We start from the raw sequence: 19,927 nt of genomic DNA, 5'->3' as shown, positions 1-19,927 counted from the left end.
ATTGCAGGAATCTGCAATTGTGGAGGTCACACACTGTGTGCGGGGACGCAAGGAGCTGTCCCCGGGATGATGAGCGTTGGGTGGATCAGGTGCGCAGTACACGCGCGACGGGCAAAGCGGGCGACGCCGGCGGTGGTCAGGCGCCGCTCTACCAGCTCAAGGCGGAGTTCTTCAAAACCCTCGGCCACCCGGTCCGCATCCGCGTCCTTGAGCTCCTGAGCGAGCGCGAGCACGCGGTCGCCGAGATGCTCGCCGAGGTCGACATCGAAGCGGCCAGCCTCTCCCAGCAGCTCGCGGTCCTGCGCAAGGCCAACCTCGTCCTCACCCGCCGGGAGGGCTCGAACGTGTACTACCGGCTCACCAGCCCCGAGGTCGCCGAACTCCTGCGCGTCGCGCGCAGCATCCTCTCCGGCGTCCTGCAAGGCCAGGCCGAACTCCTGGCCGACCTGCGCGCCACCGGCCCCAAGTAGGCCGGGGCGCCCCTTGAGCGGCGGCCGTCTCCCGTAGCGCGGGTTCACTTGCGCTTCTGACAACGGGAGACGGCCGTCTTCCTTCCTGCGGGCGGCCGACATCGCGCCCGCCTCGAAAGACGGATCCTGTCGATCAGGAACTGAGCCCCGAGCGCGCGTTCTTCTCCGGGGTCGCCGGGATCCGGCCCAGAGGACCAGCGGCGTGCTCAGAGCCGCGGCAAGCGCCGCGCCTCCCACCTGACGGTGTGCGCATGCGGCCTCTACTTTTGGGCGTGCTGCCCCAGGTAGAACAGGAGCCACACGAACCCGGCGACCAGGTGAGTGCCGAAGATGTAGAAGAAGGCGCGCAGCGCGACGCCCTTCTCCAGCCACTTCTCGTGCTTCGCCGCCGCAGCGGTGTCCTCAGGCTCGTCCGTCACCTTTGTTCGTCTCCCTTCCCGGCACTCCCGGATGCCGGTTCGCCCTTGGGGCGGGTGTACGGGCGGACGCGGATCTTCACCCCGTGGCTGCCCGCCCAGGCCACCACGTCGCCGACCTCGCCGGCACCTGCCACATGGGTGACGGGCTCGCGGCTGGCGTCCAGGTAGGTGATTTCGTACATCCGGTCCTCCTCTTGGTCGCTGCGGGTCACGGCGTTCCCTCCGGAAGGATGAAACGGACCACGACCGTCTTGCCCCGCCCGCCGGCCGCGGGCTCCACCCGCACATCGCCGCCGAAGACCCGCGCGAGCTCGGCGACCGTCCGCAGGCCCTCGCCCGCGCAGCGGTGCGGGAGCGTCACCGGGCGGGGGTCCAGGTCGCCGACGCCGACCACCAGCAGGTGATCGGTCATCGTGAGGGTGACCTCCGCGTCCGGGGATTCGTGGGCGTGGCGTACGGCATTGGCGACCAGCTCGCTGACCACCAGAAGGACGGCCCCGGACAGCGAGGAGCCGGCCGTGAGGCCGAACAGCGCGAGCGACCGTTCCGTACGCTCGCGCGCGGCCCGCACCGAGCCCGGCACCAGCGGCACCGTCCAGGTGTGCCGACGTTCCTGCAGTGCCGGGCGGGTTCGCGGCTGCCCGCTGGGATGCCGGTCCACTACCTCACGCCCGGCCGGCAGGGGGTCGTCATACGGGTCACGGTCCTTCCGTCGGGACGTCGGTGTCCACGCCGTGATCGTGGGCCACGCGGAGAGCGTCCTCCAGTTCCTCGGCGGCCTGCGCCTCCTCGAAGGCGTCGCCGGCCTCATGCGCAGCCGCCAGGCGAGCCCGCGCCACCCGGACCCGTTCCAACGCCGCCTCCGCGAACCCGGCCACACCACAACCCCCGCCCATATCCAGAACTAGTAAATTGCATAACTCTGCAAGTCTAGCCCTGTTCGCCGCCCTCCGGGAAAGCCGTATACGGGCCTGCCTGCAGTCAGTGGATCCGCCGGCTGGTCAACCTGTCCCGTCTCTGGTTTGTCCCCCTCCCGGACCTGGCACGTCGCGCCTCCGGAATCCCGGTAGGGCGTGACGATCACGACGCCTACCCTGGCGGGGGAGCTCCTCGACACCCGTCGGGGAGCGGGGCGCCGGCTGACTCCCCAGATTCTCCCCAGGGCCCCAGGCTGTCAGGCCGGAGGGACATGCAGGAGGAGAGTGTCCCTTTGATTGCAAGGCTTGGTGAATGGATACCCTGGGAAAATGCTCACAGAAGTGATCGCGACCCGCTATGTGACGCCCTTGCGTGAGGGCGGTTCACTCCCCGGGATCGTCGAGGCCGACGACCTCGGGACCTACGTCATGAAATTCACCGGAGCCGGCCAGGGTCGCAAGACCCTTGTCGCCGAGGTCGTCTGCGGACGCCTGGCGCAGCGGCTGGGCCTGCGGGTCCCCCGGCTGGTGCAGATGCAGCTCGATCCCGTGATCGGGCTCGGCGAGCCCGACCAGGAGGTCCAGGAGCTGCTGAAGGCCAGCGGCGGACTCAACCTCGGGATGGACTACCTGCCCGGGTCGATCGGCTTCGACCCGCTCGCGTACCAGGTGGACCCCGCCGAGGCGGGGCGCGTGGTCTGGTTCGACGCACTGATCAACAACGTCGACCGGTCGTGGCGCAACCCGAACATGCTGGTCTGGCACGGGGACCTCTGGCTCATCGACCACGGCGCCACCATGATCTGGCACCACAACTGGCCCACCGCCGAGAGCGCCGCGGCCAAGCCGTACAACGCCTCCGACCATGTCCTGGCCCCGGTCGGCCCGGACATCGCGGCCGCCGCCGCCGCGCTCGCGCCCCTGGTGACACGGGAGCTGCTCGAAGACGTCGTCGCCGACGTGCCCGACGAGTGGCTCGTCGACGAGCCCGGCTTCGACTCGGCCGACGGGGTGCGTCGCGCCTATGTGGAGGCGCTACTGCCGCGCGCGGCCACGATCCACGACAGGATCTCGATGGCGCCCGAGGTGAAGGCTCCCTCGAAGCCGCCCGGGTGGCTGACCGACCACCTGACCGAATGGCCCCACAAGACCAAGAAGAAGAGCGACGGCGAGTGACCAAGCGGGACGTGTTCGAGTACGCGCTGGTGCGCGTGGTGCCCCGGATGGAGCGCGGCGAGTGCTTCAACGCCGGCGTGATCGTCTACTGCCGGGCGCGTGCGTACGTGGCCGCGCGCACCCACCTGGACGAGGCCAAGCTCCTCGCCCTGGACCCCGGGGCCGACGTGGCCGGCGTACGCGCCGCCCTGCACGGGGTCGAGGGCGTGTGCACCGGCGGCGAACGGGCCGGCCAGGCGGCGGGCGACGACGCGGGCCGCCGGTTCCGCTGGCTGATCGCCCCGCGCAGCACGGTCGTGCAGCCCGGGCCTGTGCACACCGGCCTGACGGCCGACCCCGAGGCCGAGGTGGAACGGCTGCTCGACCTGCTGGTCCGCTGATCCGTACGACGATCCGCACGGCGGTCGCCACGACGTGAGAAGCCCTGGCACCCAGTGCCGTTGACACCGGGTGCCAGGGCTCCTAGCGTCTCCTCAGCTGAAGCTACTAAGCGGTTGCTCACCAATGAGGAGCCGCTGTCGAGGATTCCGAGGGCGAGGAGATCCACCATGTCCACCACCGAGCAGCGCGTCGCGATCGTGACCGGGGCGGCCCGGGGCATCGGCGCGGCCACCGCCGTGCGCCTGGCCGCCGAGGGCCGGGCCGTCGCCGTACTCGATCTCGACGAGGCGGCCTGCAAGGACACCGTCGAGGCGATCACGGCGGCCGGCGGGAAGGCCCTGGCGGTCGGCTGCGACGTCTCCGACGCGGCGCAGGTGGAGGCGGCCGTCGAGCGCGTCGCGAGCACCCTGGGCGCCCCCACCATCCTGGTCAACAACGCGGGCGTGCTGCGCGACAACCTGCTCTTCAAGATGAGCGAGAACGACTGGGACACCGTCATGAACGTCCACCTGCGCGGTGCGTTCCTGATGTCGAAGGCCTGTCAGAAGTACATGGTGGAGGCCAAGTTCGGCCGTATCGTCAACCTCTCCAGCAGCTCGGCGCTGGGCAACCGCGGCCAGGTCAACTACTCCGCGGCCAAGGCCGGCTTGCAGGGCTTCACCAAGACCCTGGCCATCGAGCTCGGCAAGTTCGGCGTCACCGCCAACGCCGTCGCCCCCGGCTTCATCGTCACGGAGATGACCGCCCAGACGGCCGCACGCGTGGGGATGGGCTTCGAGGACTTCCAGGCCGCCGCGGCCACCCAGATCCCCGTCCAGCGCGTAGGCCGCCCGGACGACATCGCCAACGCGATCGCCTTCTTCACGGGCGAGGCCGCCGGCTTCGTCTCCGGCCAGGTCATGTACGTGGCCGGCGGCCCGCTCAACTGACGAGAGGCAGGCGCACGTCATGGCGAACAGCAGCAGGAACGGCACGGACAGCGGCAGGGTCGCGCTGATCACCGGAGCGAGCCGGGGCATCGGCTACGGCATCGCCGAGGCGCTCGTCGCCCGCGGCGACCGGGTGTGCATCACCGGGCGCAACGAGGACGCCCTCAAGGAGGCCGTCGAGGCGCTCGGGGCGGACCGGGTGATCGGGGTCGCCGGCAAGGCGCACGACGAGGCCCACCAGGCCGTCGCCGTCGAGCGGACGATGGAGGCCTTCGGGCGGGTCGACTTCCTGATCAACAATGCGGGCACCAACCCGGTCTTCGGTCCGATCGCGGACCTGGACCTCGGTGTCGCGCGCAAGGTCTTCGAGACGAACGTGATCTCGGCGCTCGGGTTCGCCCAGCGGACCTGGCACGCGTGGCAGAAGGACAACGGCGGTGCGATCGTGAACATCGCGTCCATCGCCGGCGTCTCCGCCTCGCCCTTCATCGGGGCCTACGGGATGAGCAAGGCCGCCATGGTCAACCTCACCCTGCAGCTCGCCCACGAGATGGCGCCGGGGGTCCGGGTGAACGCGATCGCCCCCGCGGTGGTCAAGACGAAGTTCGCCCAGGCGCTCTACGAGGGCCGGGAGCAGGAGGCCGCGGCCGCCTATCCGCTCGGGCGCCTCGGGCTCCCGGAGGACATCGGCGGGGCGGCGGCTTTTCTTACATCTGCACAAGCGGAATGGATCACGGGTCAAACTCTTGTCGTTGACGGAGGAATGTTCCTGAATGCCGGAGTGCACTGATCGATAACCGGACGCATTTGCCTCCCGAGGGGAGGCAAATGCGTACCTAATCTGCACGAAATCGGTCAAGCCTCACATGAAACCTGCCCATTGGATTTGTGAGGCACTGCGGTAGGGTCTGCCGCACCCCTGGCTGATCGAGGAGCGTGCACGTGTTCATCCGGACCAGATGCCTGCAGTTCACTGCGGCCCTTGCGTCCATATCCCTGCTCGCCGGATGCGGTCTGCTTTCGGACGACAGCAGCGACGCCGCGAAGAGAATCGTCGTCGGCACGACGAGCGCCCCGAGCACCCTCGATCCCGCCGCGGCCTGGGACGGCTCCTGGGAGCTGTACAGGAACGTCTACCAGACCCTCCTGGCGTTCCCGACGGGCTCCACCAAGCCCCAGCCCGACGCGGCCCAGAACTGCGAGTTCACCGACTCGGCGAACGAGTCCTACCGGTGCACCCTGAAGAAGGGCCTGAAGTTCTCCAACGGGGAGCCGCTCGACTCCAAGGCCGTCAAGCACTCGCTCGACCGGATCCGGACGATCAACTCCCAGACCGGTCCGCAGGGCCTCTTCGGCAGCCTGGACAAGATCGAGACCCCGGACGCGCTGACGGTCGTCTTCCACCTGAAGACCCCGGACGCCACGTTCCCCTTCGTCCTCGGCTCGCCGGCCGCCTCGCTGGTCGCGCCCAAGGACTACCCGGCCGACAAGGTGCGGGAGGACGGCAAGGTCACCGGCTCCGGCCCGTTCGTGCTCGACTCCTACAAGGAGGGCAGCGAGGCGGTCCTCAACAAGAACGGGACCTACAACGGCTTCGCGAACCGGCGTAACGACGGGGTGACCATCCGCTACTTCGCGGACTCCACCAAGATGATCGCCGCGCTCAAGGGCAAGGAGATCGACGCCACCTACCGCGGTCTGTCGGCTCCCGAAATCAAGGACCTGCAGACCCCCGCGGCGCACGCGGCGGGCGTCCAGGTCGTCGAGAACGTCGGCGCCGAGATCCGCTACCTGGTCTTCAACCCCAAGGACCCCCAGGTCGCCAAGCCCGCGGTGCGCCAGGCCATCGCCCAGATCGTCGACCGCGGCGCGATCGTCTCCAAGGTCTACCAGGGCACCGCCGAACCGCTGTACTCGATGGTCCCCAAGGGCGTGGTGGGCCACAAGACGCCCTTCTACGACAAGTACGGCCAGGCCAACGTCGAGAAGGCCAAGAAGATCCTCAAGGACGCCGGGATCACCCAGCCGGTCGAGCTGACCTTCTGGTACACCACCGACCGCTACGGCGCCTCCACCGCCGACGAGTTCACCGAGCTCAAGCGCCAGCTGGACGAGAGCCAGCTCTTCAAGATCACCCTGCGCGGCCAGCCCTGGAAGGTGTTCCAGGTCGGCTACAAGAACGGCGAGTACCCGGTCTTCGGCCGCGGCTGGTTCCCCGACTTCCCGGACCCGGACAACTTCATCGCGCCGTTCGTCGGCAAGGAGAACGCGGTCGGCACCCCGTACGAGCCCGCCGAGATCCTCACCGACCTGCTGCCCAAGTCCCGCCGGGAGAGCGACCGGTCGGCCGGCGTCCGCGAGTTCGAGGAGGCCCAGCAGATCTTCGCCGACGACGTCCGGCTGCTGCCGCTGTGGCAGGGCAAGCTGTACGTCGCCGCCCGCGAGGACATCGCCGGCTCCGAGCGGGCGCTCGACCCGCAGACCGTCTTCCAGATGTGGGAGCTGTACCGCAAGACCAGCTGGTAGCCCCTGCCGCGGGCGCCCACGGGCGCCCGCGGTGAGGCGTTGTCAGTGGCCCCCGGTAGGTTCTGGAGCTGTTGCACCAAGCAGTTGCACGAACTTGTACCGGAGGTTGTAGACGTGACCCAGATGCTGCCCGAGTCCTGGCTCCCCGTCCTCGGCGACGAGCTGGACCAGCCCTACTTCAAAGAGCTCACCGAGTTCGTCGAGAAGGAGCGGGCGAACGGGCCGGTCTACCCGCCCCGCGAGCAGGTCTTCGCGGCCCTGGAGGCCACGCCGTTCGACAAGGTGAAGGTCCTGGTCCTCGGCCAGGACCCCTACCACGGCGCCGGCCAGGGCCACGGCCTGTGCTTCTCCGTGCGGCCCGGGGTCAAGACCCCGCCCTCGCTGCGCAACATCTACAAGGAGATGCACGCGGAGCTGGGCACGCCGATCCCGGACAACGGATACCTGATGCCGTGGGCCGAGCAGGGCGTCCTGCTGCTCAACGCGGTCCTCACCGTCCGCGAGGCCGAGCCCAACTCGCACAAGGGCAAGGGCTGGGAGAAGTTCACCGACGCGGTGATCCGCGCGGTGGCCGAGCGCCCCGACCCTGCCGTCTTCGTGCTGTGGGGCGCCTACGCCCAGAAGAAGCTCCCGCTGATCGACGAGGAGCGGCACGTGGTCGTCAAGGGCGCCCACCCCTCCCCGCTGTCGGCCAAGAAGTTCTTCGGCTCCCGGCCCTTCACCCAGATCAACGAGGCCGTCGCGGCGCAGGGCCATGAGCCGATCGACTGGCGGATCCCGGACCTGGGCTGACGTCCCACCGCGCCTCGGCGCCATTGCCCGTGCCTGCGGTTAGCGTCGTGACGAGCAGACCGGAGCAGGTCTGGCAGAGCAAGCCGGAGGCCGCAGTGACGGAGCAGCAGGAGGCGTCGGAGGACGCCGTCATGACGAGGATCGGCCAGGCCGTCATCCTGCTGCACGCCGGTGACCGGGAGGAGGCCCGCAACCGCCTCGGCGAGATCTGGACCGAGATCGGCGAGGACGGCGACTCCCTCCACCGGTGCACGCTCGCGCACTACATGGCCGACGCCCAGGACGATCCCGCCGACGAACTGGCCTGGGACCTGCGCGCCCTGACCGCCGCGGACGGGCCGGGGAGGGGGCAGAGGGAAGGGCGGCCCGCGCGGCACGAGCCGCACCCGGCCGTGCGCGTGTTCTACCCGTCCCTGCACCTCAACCTGGCCGCCGACTACGTGAAGCTCCGGCGGCCCGAGGCGGCGCGGGTGCACCTGGCCCGGGCCCGGGCCGCCACCGGGGCCCTGTCCGACGACGGGTACGGGAACGGCGTACGGGCCGCCATCGCCCGGCTGGAGCGGCGGCTGGCCGCAGAACCGGGCAGCGGGTCCCGGCCGTTCCCGGAGCAGCACGCGTAGGCGGCTCAGTCGCCGTGGAAGCCCGCGCAGATGCGGGCCTCCGGACTGTCCGGGGGCCAGCGGCCGTGCCGGCGGCCCAGCGCGCACACGTCGGCGGGCCGGACCGGCAGTTCGTTCATCACTTCGCGCGGCAGCTTCGCGTCCGGCCCCGGCGGGTCCGTCCGGCCGCCCCTGCCCGCTGAGGCGCGGGCGGCGGGCCGGCGCGGCTCCGGGATGTCCGGCACCGGCGGAACGGCCTGTGAGGGCCCTCCGGCCGCCGCGCCCGCCGGAGCCGCCGCACCGCGCCGTGCGGGCGACCGGTCCCCGGCGGAGGCCGCCGGATGCGCTGACTGCCCCGGTACCGTCTTCAGCGCCTCCAGGGCGGGCGCCCGGACCTGTACGGGCGCGGCCCCCGGTCCGCCGCGCGGCCCGTGCTGCGGCGGCGGCGCCGTGGTGCCGGTGCCTGCCGCCGACTGCATCGGGGCGGGGGTCACATTCACGCAGCCGGAGACGGCCGAGACGGCGCAGGCGACTCCGAGCAGCAGCTTCGTCGTGGTTCGGGTGGGATGCACTCGCGCAACTCTGCTGTGCGAGCACCCCGTTGTGAAAACCCGGAGCCGATATTGACCCCGCACGGGTGACGGGCATCCGCCAGACACCGCCCGGACACCCGCTCGCAGCGGCCGGCGTCAGTCGCCCGTGGCGCCGTCGATCTGCTCGCGCAGCAGGTCCGCGTGCCCGTTGTGGCGCGCGTACTCCTCGATCATGTGCGTGTAGACCCACCGCAGGCTGAACGTCTCGCCCCGGTGGTGGCTCGCCGGGTCCGACAGCAGATCCAGCGAACGGCCCGCCGCGGCCTGCCGCGCCAGCCCGACCTCGGTCCGCCAGGTCCGCTCGGCCTCGGCCCAGGTGTCCCCGGCGCCGAAGTGGAAGTCCCCGTCCGGGTCCTCCCGCGTGCAGTACAGCTCGGGCAGCTCCTCGCCCAGCATGACCTCCCGGAACCAGTAGCGCTCCACCTCCGCCATGTGCCGTACGAGCCCCAGCAGGCTCAGTTCGGACGGGGCGAGCACGGCGCGGCCCAGCTCCTCCTCCCCGAGCCCCTCGCACTTCCAGACGAGGGTGGCGCGGTGGTAGTCGAGCCAGCCGTCCAGCATCTCCCGCTCGTTCGCGGTGGTGGAGGGCTCGGCGCGGTGGGATCCGGAGGTGGTGGTCATGGCCGCCATCCTCGGCGAAAACGGCCCCCGCCACCAGGGATTAAGCTGCGCACGTCCCGCAAGGATCAACCTGGAGGTTCCCGGTGAAGGTCGGCGTCATCGGACTCGGCGACATCGCCCAGAAGGCGTACCTGCCCGTCCTCACCGCCCGCCCGGGCGTGGAGCTGCACCTGCAGACCCGTACCTCTGCCACGCTGGAGCGGATCGGGGAGATCCACCACATCCCTGCCGCGCGCCGGCACACCGGCCTCGACGGGCTGCTGGCCCAGGGCCTCGACGCGGCATTCGTCCACGCCCCGACGGCAGTTCACCCCGAGATCGTGACCCGGCTGCTCGAAGCGGGCGTGCCGACGTACGTGGACAAGCCGCTCGCCTACGCGCTCGACGATTCCCGGCGGCTGGTGGAACTGGCCGAGGAGCGCGGGGTCTCGCTCGCCGTCGGCTTCAACCGCCGCCACGCGCCCGGCTACACGCAGTGCGCCGAGCACCCGCGCGACCTGATCGTCATGCAGAAGAACCGGGTCGGGCTCCCCGAGGACCCGCGGACCCTGGTCCTCGACGACTTCATCCACGTCGTGGACACCCTGCGCTTCCTGCTGCCCGGCGAGGCCGACCACATCGACGTACGGGCCCGGGTGCGCGACGGGCTGATGCACCAGGTCGTGCTCCAGATGTCGGGCGCCGGATTCACCGCGCTCGGCATCATGAACCGGCTGTCCGGTTCCACCGAGGAGATCCTGGAGGTGTCCGGGCAGGACTCCAAGCGGCAGGTCGTCAACCTCGCCGAGATCATCGACCACCGCGGCCAGCCGACGGTACGCCGCCGCGGGGACTGGGTGCCGGTCGCCCGTCAGCGCGGCATCGAGCAGGTCGTGGACGCCTTCCTGGAGTCCGTCGCGGCCGGCAGGACCGTCAGCGCCCGCGACGCGCTGCTCACCCACGAGCTGTGCGAGCGGGTGGTGTCGTCGGCTCTGGAACAGGCTTCCTGAGGCCGAGCGACCGGGCCCCCTCGACGGTGCAGTACACCGCCAGCAGCGCGAGGCAGGCCCCGACGGGCCAGCTCCCGAAGCGGACGTAGAAGGTCGTGCCGCGGGCGAGCGGGACCTCGTACACCTGCGCCGTACGCGCGGAGGTGGGCAGGGCCGGGCCGATCCGCTCGCCCGACGGGCCGTACACCGTGCTGATCCCGGTGAGGGTGGCGTGCACCATGGGGCGGCCGTCCTCCGCGGCACGCAGGGCGCCGAGCGAGGCGTGCTGCGCCGGGGCCCAGCTGTGCTGGAAGCTGGAGGTGGCCGACTGGGCGATCAGCAGGGCGGCCCCGTCGCGGGTCAGGCGGCGGCTCATGTCGGGGAAGGCCGACTCGAAGCAGACCAGCGGGCCGATCCGGACACCGGGCCGCCCCGGCAGGCTCATCAGCACCGGGTTCACGCCGCGCCGGCGGTCCTCGCCCGCGGCCTTGCCGACCGAGGAGGCCCAGCCGAGCAGGGACCGGGCCGGTACGTACTCGCCGAACGGGACCAGGCGCATCTTGTCGTACCGGTCGCCGGTCGGCCCGCGGGGGCCGACGAGGACGGAGCTCTTGTAGATGCCGCCCCCGGGCGTGGCGCCCGGTACGGCGGCGGGCGCGGCGGCAGTCGCCGCAGCCGGGCCCGCCGGCCGCCGGGCGTCGACGTTGACCAGCAGCGGAGCCCCGACCTCGGCGGACAGCGAAGCCAGGCGCCCGGCCAGGTCGGGGCGCGCGGCCAGATCAGCGCCGACGCTGCTCTCGCCCCACACCACGAGGTCCACCCGCTGCCCGGCCAGCGTCCGGGTCAGCCGCTCCCCGGCGGCGAACCGGACGTCCGTGCTGTCCGGGCCGTCCGCCACCAGGCCCGGCTGTACGACGGCGACGCGCAGCGCGCCCGACACCGCGGGCCGCGGCACCCACAGCCACACCACGCCGATCAGCAGCGCGCACCCCGTCACCCCGGCCACTGCCGGAACCCGGGCCCCCGGGACCGCGATCAGCAGCACCACCGCGCAGTTCACCGCCACCACCAGCAGACTCACCAGCCACACCCCGCCCACCGAGGCCAGCCGCAGCGCGGGCGGCACCTGCCACTGGCTCGCCCCCAGCAGCCCCCACGGCCCGCCCAGCCCCTGCCACGACCGGACCAGTTCGGACAGCAGCCAGCCCGCCGGTACGAGGAGCATCGCGGCCGCCGCCCGGCCCGGATCGGGGGCTCCGCCGAGGAATTCCCGCACGAGCAGGGCCCAGGGGATCCAGAGCAGCCCCAGCAGGGCTGCCAGCGGCAGCAGGAACACGTGCAGGCTGGGCAGCAGCCAGTGGTGGACGGCGACGATGAAACCGGCGCCGCCGAGCCAGCCCTCCAGGGCCGCGCGCCGTCCCGTCGGCGCCGACCTCAGCAGCAGCATCCAGGGCACGAGGGCGACGTACGCGAACCACCAGAGCGCGGGTGCGGGGAACGCGAGGCACGGCAGCGCTCCGGCGGCGGCCGCGGCCGCCGCACGCATGTACCGGGTCCGCTTCGAGACCATGACGCGCCCTCCGCTTCCAGTGTGGAACAGGGCCGTCCGGACGGCCGTCCGGGCAAGGTCCGGCGTGGGGTCTAGGCGGACACGTGCCGCCATTTCTCGTGAACGGTGACGCGGGTGAGCCGCCAGCCGTCGCGGGCGGTACGGGCGACGGCGAAGGTGTAGCGGCCGGCGGCGACGAAGTTCGGCGCGGTCACCGCCCCGTCGGACCCCGGCCCGGCGAGCCGCATCGGATTGAGGAAGTCCGCCAGCACCTCGGCCCGGTCGCCGGGCCAGCCGCCCCGGTCCTCCAGCCGGATCAGCCGGTTGACGATGAGGTGCTGGCGGACCGGGAACAGCCCCATGGTCTCCGCGAGCCAGTCCGCGACCTCGGCGGCCGGGCCCTCGATCCCGCCCGCCGAGCTGTAGTCGGCCCGCCCGCCCGGCGTGAACAGCGCGCGGTACGCCGCCCAGTCGCCGTCGTCCACGGCCACCGCGTACCCCGTGACCACCTCGTCGATCGCCAGCCGGTCCATGACCGTGGCGAGGTCCACACGCTGCGTCATCGGGTCAGTGTGGGGGGCGCGGGGTGGCGAGGCCAAGGGGCGTGCGCGCACGGGGATCCCCGCACGGTGGATCAATGACCGGAATGCGCCTCCCGCTGCCTGACCACGACGAGGAACGCGTCGGTGGCCAGGTCCATCACCACCTCGGCCGGCACGCCCTCGCGCATCCGCTCGGCGGCGTACTCCTCGGCGGGCCAGCTTCCCCTCGGACTTCCGGCCGGAAACCGCTCCAGCACTACTCGACCCATCGGACACCCCCTGCTGCTTGCCTTCCGGTCTCTTCAGGCACAACGACGCAGAGGCCGCCCGGGAACGTTCCCGAGCGGCCTCCGGTTCACGCGAAGCGGTGAGCGGCAGCGGTGTCAGCCGGCCGACTGGGCGGCGTAGGGGCTGAGCGCACCCATGCCGATCAGCACGAACAGCGCGATGCCCAGGGCGATCCGGTAGACCACGAAGGGCATGAAGCTCTTGCTGGAGATGAATTTCATGAACCACGCAATGACGACGTAGCCCACGATGAAGGCGATGACCGTGGCGAAGATCGTCGGGCCCCAGGAGATGTGGCCCGGGCTCTCGACCACGTCCTTGATCTCGAACGCACCCGAGGCCAGTACGGCCGGGATGGCGAGGAGGAACGAGTAACGGGCGGCGGCCTCACGCGTGAAGCCCAGCAGCAGACCGCCGGAGATCGTGGCACCGGAGCGGGAGACGCCCGGGATCAGGGCCATCGCCTGGCAGAGACCGAAGATCAGGCCGTCCTTGACGCCCAGTTCCTTGAGCGTCTTGCGCTCGCGGATGGCGCGGTGCCGGCCCCCCTCCTCGTCACGGGCGGCCAGCCGGTCCGCGATGCCGAGAATGACGCCCATCACGATCAGGGTGGTGGCGGTCAGGCGAAGATCACGGGCCGGGCCCGTGATCTGGTCCTTGAACGCGATGCCGAGGACACCGATCGGGATCGACCCGACGATCACCAGCCAGCCCATTTTGGCGTCCTGCTCCGAGCGCAGCGCCTTGGCGAACAGTGAGCGGAACCAGGTCGAGATGATCCGCGCGATGTCCTTGCGGAAGTAGATCAGCACGGCGGCCTCGGTGCCGATCTGCGTGATCGCGGTGAAGGCCGCGCCCGGGTCCTGCCAGCCGGCGAATGCCGCGGTCAGCCGGAGGTGGGCGCTGGAGGAGATCGGGAGGAACTCCGTAAGCCCCTGGACGAGACCGAGGATTAGGGATTCGAACCAGCTCATGTCGGGGTGCGCTCGTCCTTGTGATCGTCGGGCAGTTCGGGTCCGATGCTAGGGCCCGTGGGAAGCGGCGCCGACCACAGGGGGGTGCCCGGGCGCAGGATCGTGCGTTTCGCACGCCGGTACGGACATCAGCCGGTGCCGCTTGCGCCACCCGACGATTGCGGCCGCCACCGCGGAGAGGGCGATGAAGGCGAAGGAGACGAGGAAGGCGGGAGAGTCCGGAGAGGAGGCGCTCGCGCCCGCGACCACGTACGCAGCGGTGTTCGGGACGACCCCGACGGCCGTCGCGAGGAGGAAAGGGCCCCATCCGCAGCGGGACACCGAGGCACAGTAGTTGGCGACCGCGAAGGGCAGGCCCGGGAAGATCCGGACCGCGAGCATCGAACGGAAACCGTGCCGGGCCAGCTGGTCGTCGGCCGCCTGGAGCCAGCGTCCGCGCAGCAGCGGCCGTACGGCGTCGCGGCCCATCATCCGGCCCAGCCCGAAGGAGATCCCGGCCCCGATGACCGAGCCGCCGACCGCCGCGGCCAAGCCCAAGGGGATGCCGAAGACGGCCCCCGCCGCCAGGTTGAGCAGCGGGCGCGGGACCAGGGCCGCCGTGCCCACCCCGTACGCGGCGGCGAACAGCAGGGCCGCCGAGCCCACCGGGAGACCCGGGGGCCGGCCCTCCGACAGGATGCGCTGGGGCTCGTACAGCACGACGCACACGCCGGCCGCGACCAGCAGCACGACGAGCAGCGACAGCCGGGTCCACGGCGCGAGGAGGAGGGACATCCGGGGAGACTAGCCGACGAATACGGCGTCGCGCCGTAATCTGGGCCTCATGCGGCCGAACGACCGGCGTCCTGTGAAGACCCCGCGCAGCGCCCTCGCGGACACCCTCCTGGAGCGCCTCACGACGGCGTACGGAGCGGCCGCCGACCCGGTGCAGGCCCGGTCCATGGCCGCGTACATGAAGGACGTCGCGCCCTTCCTCGGCATCCGCACCCCGCTGCGGCGCGAGCTGACGAAAGCCGTGACCGCGCGTACCCCGAAGCCCGCGGAGGCGGACCTGGCGGCCCTCGTGCTGCGGTGCTGGGAGCTCCCGGAGCGCGAGTACCACTACTTCGCGGTGGACTACCTGCGCGGCCACGTCCGGGCCTGTTCCTCCGGCTTCCTGCCGGTGGTCCGGCACCTGATCGTGACCGTCCCCTGGTGGGACACCGTCGACCATCTCGCGGCCCACGCGGTCGGCCCGCTCGTGGCCGCCGACCCGGCGCTCACCGCCGTGACGGACGAGTGGATCGGGGACGAGGACCTCTGGCTCGCCCGCACCGCCCTCCTCCACCAGCTGCGCTACAAGTCCGCGACGGACGCCGGGCGCCTCTTCGCCTACTGCCGCCGTCAGGGCGGCCACCCGGACTTCTTCGTGCGCAAGGCCATCGGGTGGGCGCTGCGCGAATACGCCAAGACGGACCCGGAGGCGGTCCGGGCGTTCGTCGCCGCGGAAGGGGACGCCCTGTCCCCGCTGTCCGTGCGCGAGGCGCTCAAGAACCTCTGACCGCAAGGAAATTCATTCGACGCGCCGCGGGCCGTCCGGCAGGATCAGGGGCATGTCCCGGTACGCCTTCCCCGCAGCGCCGTCCGCAGTCGCGGACGCGCCGAAGGCTGCCGTTCTCCTCTCCGAGGCATTCGCGGCGTTCGAGGCATTCGCCTCCGCCGCATTCGACGGCGCACGAAGCTGACCCTTCCCGGACAGTCCGGCGGACCCCGCAGGGGGAGGGTCGGCTCGGTCCCAGGGGTCCCGTCGCAGCTTCGGATCATCGAATCAACGGGAAAAGACATCATGGCCAAGACGGCCTTCGTGCGCACCAAGCCGCACCTCAACATCGGCACCATGGGTCACGTCGACCACGGCAAGACCACCCTCACCGCCGCCATCACCAAGGTCCTCGCCGAGCGCGGCGGCGCCTCCTTCGTGCCGTTCGACCGCATCGACCGGGCTCCGGAGGAGGCCCGGCGCGGCATCACCATCAACCTCACGCACGTCGAGTACGAGACCGACACCCGGCACTACGCCCACGTGGACATGCCCGGACACGCCGACTACGTCAAGAACATGGTCACCGGCGCCGCCCAGCTCGACGGGGCGATCCTCGTCGTCTCCGCGCTCGACGGGGTCATGCCGCAGACCGCCGAGCACGTGCTCCTCGCCCGGCAGGTCGGCGTGGACCACATCGTCGTCGCGCTCAACAAGGCCGACGCCGGGGACCCCGAGCTCACCGACCTGGTCGAGCTGGAGGTCCGCGAGCTGCTCACCGCCAACGGATACGGCGGGGACGAGGCGCCGGTCGTACGGGTCTCGGGACTCGGGGCGCTGGAGGGCGACCCGCGCTGGACCGGGGCGATCGAGGCACTGCTCGACGCCGTGGACACGTACGTGCCGATGCCGGTGCGGTACACGGACGCGCCGTTCCTGCTGCCGGTGGAGAACGTGCTGACCATCACCGGGCGCGGCACGGTCGTGACCGGCGCCGTCGAGCGCGGGAGCGTCCGCACGGGCGACCGCGTCAGCGTGCTCGGCGGGGACGGCGAGCCCGTCGAGACGGTGGTGACCGGCCTGGAGACCTTCGGCAAGCCGATGGAGTCCGCGGAGGCCGGGGACAACGTCGCGCTGCTGCTGCGCGGCGTGCCGCGCGACGGCGTACGCCGCGGGCAGGTGGTCGCCGCGCCCGGGAGCGTCGTGCCGCGACGCCGCTTCACCGCGCAGGTGTACGTGCTCTCCGCGCGGGAGGGCGGGCGTACGACCACGCTGGCGTCCGGGTACCGGCCTCAGTTCTACATCCGCACCGCCGACGTGGTCGGGGACGTGGACCTGGGCGGGGCCGGGGTGGCCCGGCCGGGGGAGACGGTCGCGATGACCGTCGAGCTCGGGCGGGACGTTCCGCTGGAGGCGGGGCTCGGCTTCGCGATCCGCGAGGGCGGGCGGACCGTCGGCGCGGGGACGGTCACGGCCGTGCTCGGCTGAACCCCGTCGGCGGGGGCGCCACCCCGCCGTGGTGGCGGCGGTCCGGCTGCGCCAGACTGCCGTCACCAAGGGCGTGAGAAACGGGGTGGGCCGGGATGAGCAGCGGTACGGCGCTGGTGCTGGGCGGCGGGGGACTGACGGGCATCGGCTGGGAGTCCGGGATCCTGTACGGGCTCGCGCAGGCGGGCGTGGACCTGGCCGCCGCCGACCTCGTCGTCGGCACCTCGGCCGGCTCGGTGGTGGGCGCCCAGCTCACCTCCGGGCTGCTCACCCCGCAGGAGCTCTACGAGCGCCAGCTCGGCGACCCCGCGGGGGAGGCGGCGGCCCGGTTCGGCGCCGGGCTCGTCGCCCGGTACGCCGCGGCGATGATGCGCTCACGGGCCCCGGAGAGCTACCGCAGGCGGGTCGGCGCCCTCGCGCTCGCCGCCGACACCGGCAGGGAGGCGGAGCGGCGCAAGGTGCTGGAGGCCCGGCTGGTCTCGCACGCGTGGCCCGATCGCAGGCTCGTCGTCACCGCCGTCGACGCGCTCACGGGCGAGCTGGCCGCCTTCGACCGGGAGAGCGGGGCCGGACTGGTCGACGCGGTCGCGGCGAGCTGCGCGGTGCCCGGGGTGTGGCCGCCGGTCACCGTGGGCGGGCGCCGGTTCATCGACGGCGGGATCCGGTCCGTGGCCAACGCCGACCTGGCCTCCGGCTGCGAGCGGGTGGTGATCCTCGCGCCGATGGCGCTCGGATCCGGGCTCGTCCCCTCGCCGGCCGCCCAGGCGGCGCGGCTGCGGGAGGCGGGGGCGCGGGTCCTGCTGATCACGCCGTCCGCGCAGGCCCGCAAGGCCTTCGGGCGCAACGTCCTGGACCCGGCCCGGCGGGACCCGGCGGCGCGTGCCGGGCTCGCGCAGGCCGCGGAGCACGCGGCCGAGACGGCCGCCGTCTGGGCGGCCTGACGGCCGGGGTGCCCGGCTGCCGGACAATGGTGCGGTGAGCGACGAACAGATCCCGGTCGTCCGGGACGTGGGCCAGGGCACCGCCAAGCTGATGCCGGACGTGGACAGGGAGCGGGCGTGGCTGCTGACCGTCGACGGCGCCCCGCAGTCGTACGTCGACCTCGACGATCCCGGGCACCTGGAGTTCGAGTACGTACGCCGGCTCGCACACGTCCTGGACTGCGTGGCGCAGCCCGGGACCGCCCTGGACCTGCTGCACCTCGGCGGCGGCGCGCTGACGCTGCCCCGCTACGCGGCGGCGACCCGGCCGGGCTCCCGGCAGGCGGTGGTGGAGTTCGACGCCGCTCTGGTGGAGCTGGTGGCGGAGCACCTGCCGCTGCCGGCCGGTGCGGACGTCACGGTGCACGCCGCAGATGCGCGGGCCTGGCTGGAGTGCGCCGCCGCCGACAGCGCGGACGTCCTGGTCGCCGACGTGTTCGGCGGCTCGCGGGTGCCGGCGCAGCTCACCTCCGTCGAGTATGCGCGGGAGGCGGCGCGGGTGCTGCGGCCGGGAGGCGTGTACGCGGCGAACCTGGCCGACGGGGCGCCGTTCGGCTTCCTGCGGGCCCAGCTCGCCAATTTCGGTGCGGTGTTCGGGGAACTCGCGCTCGTCGCGGAGCCGGGTGTGCTGCGCGGGCGGCGGTTCGGGAACGCGGTGCTGCTCGCCTCGGACGCCGAGCTGCCGGTGGCCGCGCTGTCGCGGCGGTGCGCGGCGGACGCGTTTCCGGCGCGGGTCGAGGAGGGGGCGGCCCTGGCCCGGTTCATGAGGGGAGCCGTGCCGGTAGGGGACACGGATGCCGTGGCCTCGCCGGAGCCGCCGGAGGGTGCGTTCAGCCTGGGCTGACCCCGGCGGCCACGGTCGGGTCGGGAGCGGTGGCCGGGGCGGGCGTGGCCGCCGGGATCGAAGAGGCCTTCGGGGGAGCGGGCCTGCGGGTCAGCCGGCGGACGTCCGGGACGAGGAGGACCGCCCCGGTGCCCAGCACGACCAGCGCGGCGCAGCCCCACAGGGCCGAGGTGCGGCCGAAGGCCGACTCGACCGAGCCGGCCACGGCGGTGGCCAGCGGGAGCATCGACACCGAGCCGAACCAGTCGTACGCGGAGACCCGGGAGAACTTCTCCTCCGGGATCTCCTGGTGCATGGTCGTCATCCAGTTCACGCCGAACACCTCGATGGCCGTGCCGCTGACGAACATCACCGCGCACAGGCCCCACACCGGCAGCGGGACTGCCAGACCCGCCGAGGGCAACGCCAGCGGGAACACGCACAGGGTGCCGACCAGCAGCAGTCGGCGCGGATTCCACACCATCATCAGGACCGCCCCGGCGATGGTGCCGATCCCGAAGAAGGCCAGCGCCAGGCCCCAGGGGGCGGGCCCGCCCAGCTGGTCGCGGGCGACGAGCGGACCGTAGACCGCCTCGGCCGCACCGACGACGGCGACGACCACGGAGAACTGGAGCACGATGCTCCACAGCCAGGGCCTGGTCCGGAACTCCACCCAGCCCTCGCGCAGGTCCGCCAGCAGCCCGCCGCCGGGAGCCCGGTCGGCGACGTGGCCGACGTCCAGGAAGGCGCGCAGGACGCCGGCGAGTGCGAACGCGGCGGCGTCCACGGCCAGGACCCAGCCCGGGCCGATCGCGGCGATCATGGCTCCGCCGAGGGCCGCACCACCGATGCCGGCGCCGTTCATGGCCATCCGGAAGAGGGCGAAGGCGCGGTTGGCGTGCTCGCCGGAGACGGTGGAGAGCAGCATGCCCTCGGCGGCCGGGTTGAAGAAGGCAGTGCCGGTCCCGCAGAGCGCGGTGAGCAGCATCATCTGCCACAGCTGCGGGTGCCCGGTGAGGACAAGGGCGGCGAAGGCTGCCTGCGAGACGCAGTTGAGGGCGTTGGCCGCGACCATCACACGGTGCCGCGGCAGCCGGTCGGCGAGGGCGCCGCCGATGAGCAGGAAGAGGACGAGCGGGAGGGTGCGGGCTGCGGCCACCAGGCCGACGTCGCCGCCGGACCCGCCCGCCTCCAGGACGGCGAAGGCCGACGCGATGAGCGCTCCGTGGCTGCCGAGGTTCGTCACGACCGCGGCACCCGTCAGCAGGGTGTAGTTGCGGCCGGCCCAGGCGGGCCTGCGGCGGTGCACGGTGGTACCGGACGGGGCGGCGGGGGGAGAGCTCACCCCCGGACTATCCACGCCCCGGGCCGAG

The 19,927-nt window shown here is 72.2% G+C and carries 26 protein-coding genes; 14 read left to right on the top strand and 12 right to left on the bottom strand.

Translation table 11 applies throughout. The features are described 5' to 3' along the window. The first annotated feature begins 89 nt into the window (after positions 1–89). Positions 90–470, top strand: coding sequence for an ArsR/SmtB family transcription factor (locus tag ABTY04_RS06070; protein WP_352212103.1), 381 nt, complete (start codon positions 90–92; stop codon positions 468–470). A gap of 260 nt (positions 471–730) precedes the next feature. Here the strand turns inward: ABTY04_RS06070 and ABTY04_RS06065 are convergent, their stop codons facing one another. The 4 genes from ABTY04_RS06065 to ABTY04_RS06050 all read right to left on the bottom strand — a co-directional run bounded on the left by ABTY04_RS06065 (position 731) and on the right by ABTY04_RS06050 (position 1,767). Then, complete coding sequence (locus ABTY04_RS06065) at positions 731–889, bottom strand: DUF6126 family protein (protein ID WP_352212102.1); 159 nt, start codon at positions 887–889, stop codon at positions 731–733. Continuing rightward, entirely contained in the window at positions 886–1,071 is a 186-nt protein-coding gene (locus ABTY04_RS06060; RefSeq protein ID WP_352212101.1) for a hypothetical protein, read from the bottom strand. Before ABTY04_RS06060 ends, ABTY04_RS06065 begins: the two co-directional genes overlap by 4 nt. A 26-nt stretch (positions 1,072–1,097) precedes the next feature. Then, positions 1,098–1,481 (bottom strand): ATP-binding protein, encoded by a 384-nt coding sequence (locus tag ABTY04_RS06055; protein ID WP_352212100.1) that lies wholly within the window; start codon positions 1,479–1,481, stop codon positions 1,098–1,100. A gap of 106 nt (positions 1,482–1,587) precedes the next feature. Further along, complete coding sequence (locus ABTY04_RS06050) at positions 1,588–1,767, bottom strand: hypothetical protein (RefSeq protein ID WP_352212099.1); 180 nt, start codon at positions 1,765–1,767, stop codon at positions 1,588–1,590. A gap of 369 nt (positions 1,768–2,136) precedes the next feature. On the opposite strand from ABTY04_RS06050, the gene ABTY04_RS06045 reads away from it, so the two are divergent. The 7 genes from ABTY04_RS06045 (at position 2,137) to ABTY04_RS06015 (ending at position 8,230) form a co-directional block, all read left to right on the top strand. Then, a complete protein-coding gene (locus ABTY04_RS06045) occupies positions 2,137–2,982 on the top strand; it encodes a HipA family kinase (protein WP_352212098.1) in 846 nt (281 codons plus the stop codon). Beyond that, a complete protein-coding gene (locus ABTY04_RS06040; protein ID WP_352212097.1) occupies positions 2,979–3,362 on the top strand; it encodes a DUF3037 domain-containing protein in 384 nt (127 codons plus the stop codon). The genes ABTY04_RS06045 and ABTY04_RS06040 overlap by 4 nt, the downstream gene beginning before the upstream one ends. A 168-nt stretch (positions 3,363–3,530) precedes the next feature. Beyond that, entirely contained in the window at positions 3,531–4,292 is a 762-nt protein-coding gene (gene fabG, locus ABTY04_RS06035; protein WP_053789712.1) for a 3-oxoacyl-ACP reductase FabG, read from the top strand. A 19-nt stretch (positions 4,293–4,311) separates the two neighbouring features. Further along, entirely contained in the window at positions 4,312–5,082 is a 771-nt protein-coding gene (locus ABTY04_RS06030) for an SDR family oxidoreductase (protein ID WP_352212096.1), read from the top strand. Positions 5,083–5,234: 152 nt separating this feature from the next. Further along, complete coding sequence (locus ABTY04_RS06025; RefSeq protein WP_352212095.1) at positions 5,235–6,818, top strand: ABC transporter substrate-binding protein; 1,584 nt, start codon at positions 5,235–5,237, stop codon at positions 6,816–6,818. Between the two features lie 123 nt (positions 6,819–6,941). Beyond that, the gene (locus tag ABTY04_RS06020) at positions 6,942–7,610 is read left to right on the top strand and encodes a uracil-DNA glycosylase (RefSeq protein WP_352212163.1); all 669 of its coding nucleotides are present in this window, start codon (positions 6,942–6,944) and stop codon (positions 7,608–7,610) included. Positions 7,611–7,705: 95 nt separating this feature from the next. After that, positions 7,706–8,230, top strand: a complete 525-nt coding sequence (locus ABTY04_RS06015; RefSeq protein ID WP_352212162.1) for a hypothetical protein — start codon at positions 7,706–7,708, stop codon at positions 8,228–8,230. A gap of 5 nt (positions 8,231–8,235) precedes the next feature. On the opposite strand, the gene ABTY04_RS06010 is transcribed toward ABTY04_RS06015, so the two are convergent. Together ABTY04_RS06010 and ABTY04_RS06005 are read right to left on the bottom strand one after the other, a co-directional pair. Further along, the gene (locus ABTY04_RS06010) at positions 8,236–8,781 is read right to left on the bottom strand and encodes a hypothetical protein (RefSeq protein ID WP_352212094.1); all 546 of its coding nucleotides are present in this window, start codon (positions 8,779–8,781) and stop codon (positions 8,236–8,238) included. A 117-nt stretch (positions 8,782–8,898) separates the two neighbouring features. Next, positions 8,899–9,423, bottom strand: a complete 525-nt coding sequence (locus tag ABTY04_RS06005; protein ID WP_352212093.1) for a DinB family protein — start codon at positions 9,421–9,423, stop codon at positions 8,899–8,901. A gap of 83 nt (positions 9,424–9,506) precedes the next feature. Between ABTY04_RS06005 and ABTY04_RS06000 the strand changes: the two genes are divergently transcribed. Beyond that, complete coding sequence (locus ABTY04_RS06000) at positions 9,507–10,412, top strand: Gfo/Idh/MocA family protein (protein ID WP_352212092.1); 906 nt, start codon at positions 9,507–9,509, stop codon at positions 10,410–10,412. On the opposite strand, the gene lnt is transcribed toward ABTY04_RS06000, so the two are convergent. The 5 genes from lnt to ABTY04_RS05975 form a co-directional block, all read right to left on the bottom strand. Further along, complete coding sequence (gene lnt, locus ABTY04_RS05995) at positions 10,357–11,961, bottom strand: apolipoprotein N-acyltransferase (protein ID WP_352212091.1); 1,605 nt, start codon at positions 11,959–11,961, stop codon at positions 10,357–10,359. The genes ABTY04_RS06000 and lnt overlap by 56 nt on opposite strands. A gap of 71 nt (positions 11,962–12,032) precedes the next feature. Beyond that, positions 12,033–12,503: a nuclear transport factor 2 family protein gene (locus ABTY04_RS05990; protein ID WP_352212090.1), complete on the bottom strand. Its 471-nt coding sequence runs from the start codon at positions 12,501–12,503 to the stop codon at positions 12,033–12,035. A gap of 71 nt (positions 12,504–12,574) precedes the next feature. Next, complete coding sequence (locus ABTY04_RS05985) at positions 12,575–12,751, bottom strand: DUF8839 family protein (protein WP_099893904.1); 177 nt, start codon at positions 12,749–12,751, stop codon at positions 12,575–12,577. Between the two features lie 114 nt (positions 12,752–12,865). After that, on the bottom strand, positions 12,866–13,744 hold the full coding sequence (locus ABTY04_RS05980) for an undecaprenyl-diphosphate phosphatase (RefSeq protein WP_352212089.1): 879 nt from the start codon (positions 13,742–13,744) through the stop codon (positions 12,866–12,868). A gap of 48 nt (positions 13,745–13,792) precedes the next feature. After that, entirely contained in the window at positions 13,793–14,518 is a 726-nt protein-coding gene (locus ABTY04_RS05975; protein ID WP_352212088.1) for a TVP38/TMEM64 family protein, read from the bottom strand. Between the two features lie 49 nt (positions 14,519–14,567). Here ABTY04_RS05975 and ABTY04_RS05970 point away from each other — a divergent pair, with 49 nt between their 5' ends. From ABTY04_RS05970 to ABTY04_RS05950, 5 genes are all read left to right on the top strand, one after another. After that, entirely contained in the window at positions 14,568–15,284 is a 717-nt protein-coding gene (locus ABTY04_RS05970) for a DNA alkylation repair protein (protein ID WP_352212087.1), read from the top strand. A gap of 52 nt (positions 15,285–15,336) precedes the next feature. Next, positions 15,337–15,468, top strand: coding sequence for a hypothetical protein (locus tag ABTY04_RS05965; protein ID WP_352212086.1), 132 nt, complete (start codon positions 15,337–15,339; stop codon positions 15,466–15,468). Positions 15,469–15,569: 101 nt separating this feature from the next. After that, positions 15,570–16,751 (top strand): elongation factor Tu, encoded by a 1,182-nt coding sequence (tuf, locus tag ABTY04_RS05960; protein WP_352212085.1) that lies wholly within the window; start codon positions 15,570–15,572, stop codon positions 16,749–16,751. Between the two features lie 95 nt (positions 16,752–16,846). Then, positions 16,847–17,692: a patatin-like phospholipase family protein gene (locus tag ABTY04_RS05955; protein ID WP_352212084.1), complete on the top strand. Its 846-nt coding sequence runs from the start codon at positions 16,847–16,849 to the stop codon at positions 17,690–17,692. A gap of 91 nt (positions 17,693–17,783) precedes the next feature. Then, positions 17,784–18,575 (top strand): spermidine synthase, encoded by a 792-nt coding sequence (locus ABTY04_RS05950; RefSeq protein ID WP_352212161.1) that lies wholly within the window; start codon positions 17,784–17,786, stop codon positions 18,573–18,575. Here the strand turns inward: ABTY04_RS05950 and ABTY04_RS05945 are convergent. After that, the gene (locus ABTY04_RS05945; RefSeq protein WP_352212083.1) at positions 18,562–19,899 is read right to left on the bottom strand and encodes an MFS transporter; all 1,338 of its coding nucleotides are present in this window, start codon (positions 19,897–19,899) and stop codon (positions 18,562–18,564) included. The two genes, ABTY04_RS05950 and ABTY04_RS05945, sit on opposite strands and share 14 nt — an antisense overlap. Positions 19,900–19,927: the final 28 nt, after the last annotated feature.

This window comes from Streptomyces sp. NPDC097981, assembly GCF_040302565.1.
In the GTDB taxonomy this organism is placed as follows: domain Bacteria; phylum Actinomycetota; class Actinomycetes; order Streptomycetales; family Streptomycetaceae; genus Streptomyces.
The sequence above is the reverse complement of the archived record's forward strand: the minus strand, read 5'-3'. Positions and strand labels throughout refer to the sequence as shown.

What these genes read in the sequence shown, in the direction of transcription:
- ABTY04_RS06060 (WP_352212101.1), bottom strand. Translation starts at nt 1,071, where the DNA reads ATGTACGAAATCACCTACCTGGACGCCAGCCGCGAGCCCGTCACCCAT.
- tuf (WP_352212085.1), top strand. Translation starts at nt 15,570, where the DNA reads ATGGCCAAGACGGCCTTCGTGCGCACCAAGCCGCACCTCAACATCGGC.
- ABTY04_RS06045 (WP_352212098.1), top strand. Translation starts at nt 2,137, where the DNA reads ATGCTCACAGAAGTGATCGCGACCCGCTATGTGACGCCCTTGCGTGAG.
- ABTY04_RS05950 (WP_352212161.1), top strand. Translation starts at nt 17,784, where the DNA reads ATGCCGGACGTGGACAGGGAGCGGGCGTGGCTGCTGACCGTCGACGGC.
- ABTY04_RS05965 (WP_352212086.1), top strand. Translation starts at nt 15,337, where the DNA reads ATGTCCCGGTACGCCTTCCCCGCAGCGCCGTCCGCAGTCGCGGACGCG.
- ABTY04_RS05975 (WP_352212088.1), bottom strand. Translation starts at nt 14,518, where the DNA reads ATGTCCCTCCTCCTCGCGCCGTGGACCCGGCTGTCGCTGCTCGTCGTG.
- ABTY04_RS06005 (WP_352212093.1), bottom strand. Translation starts at nt 9,423, where the DNA reads ATGACCACCACCTCCGGATCCCACCGCGCCGAGCCCTCCACCACCGCG.
- ABTY04_RS05985 (WP_099893904.1), bottom strand. Translation starts at nt 12,751, where the DNA reads ATGGGTCGAGTAGTGCTGGAGCGGTTTCCGGCCGGAAGTCCGAGGGGA.
- ABTY04_RS05955 (WP_352212084.1), top strand. Translation starts at nt 16,847, where the DNA reads ATGAGCAGCGGTACGGCGCTGGTGCTGGGCGGCGGGGGACTGACGGGC.
- ABTY04_RS05980 (WP_352212089.1), bottom strand. Translation starts at nt 13,744, where the DNA reads ATGAGCTGGTTCGAATCCCTAATCCTCGGTCTCGTCCAGGGGCTTACG.
- ABTY04_RS05990 (WP_352212090.1), bottom strand. Translation starts at nt 12,503, where the DNA reads ATGACGCAGCGTGTGGACCTCGCCACGGTCATGGACCGGCTGGCGATC.
- ABTY04_RS05970 (WP_352212087.1), top strand. Translation starts at nt 14,568, where the DNA reads ATGCGGCCGAACGACCGGCGTCCTGTGAAGACCCCGCGCAGCGCCCTC.
- ABTY04_RS06030 (WP_352212096.1), top strand. Translation starts at nt 4,312, where the DNA reads ATGGCGAACAGCAGCAGGAACGGCACGGACAGCGGCAGGGTCGCGCTG.
- ABTY04_RS06020 (WP_352212163.1), top strand. Translation starts at nt 6,942, where the DNA reads ATGCTGCCCGAGTCCTGGCTCCCCGTCCTCGGCGACGAGCTGGACCAG.
- lnt (WP_352212091.1), bottom strand. Translation starts at nt 11,961, where the DNA reads ATGGTCTCGAAGCGGACCCGGTACATGCGTGCGGCGGCCGCGGCCGCC.
- fabG (WP_053789712.1), top strand. Translation starts at nt 3,531, where the DNA reads ATGTCCACCACCGAGCAGCGCGTCGCGATCGTGACCGGGGCGGCCCGG.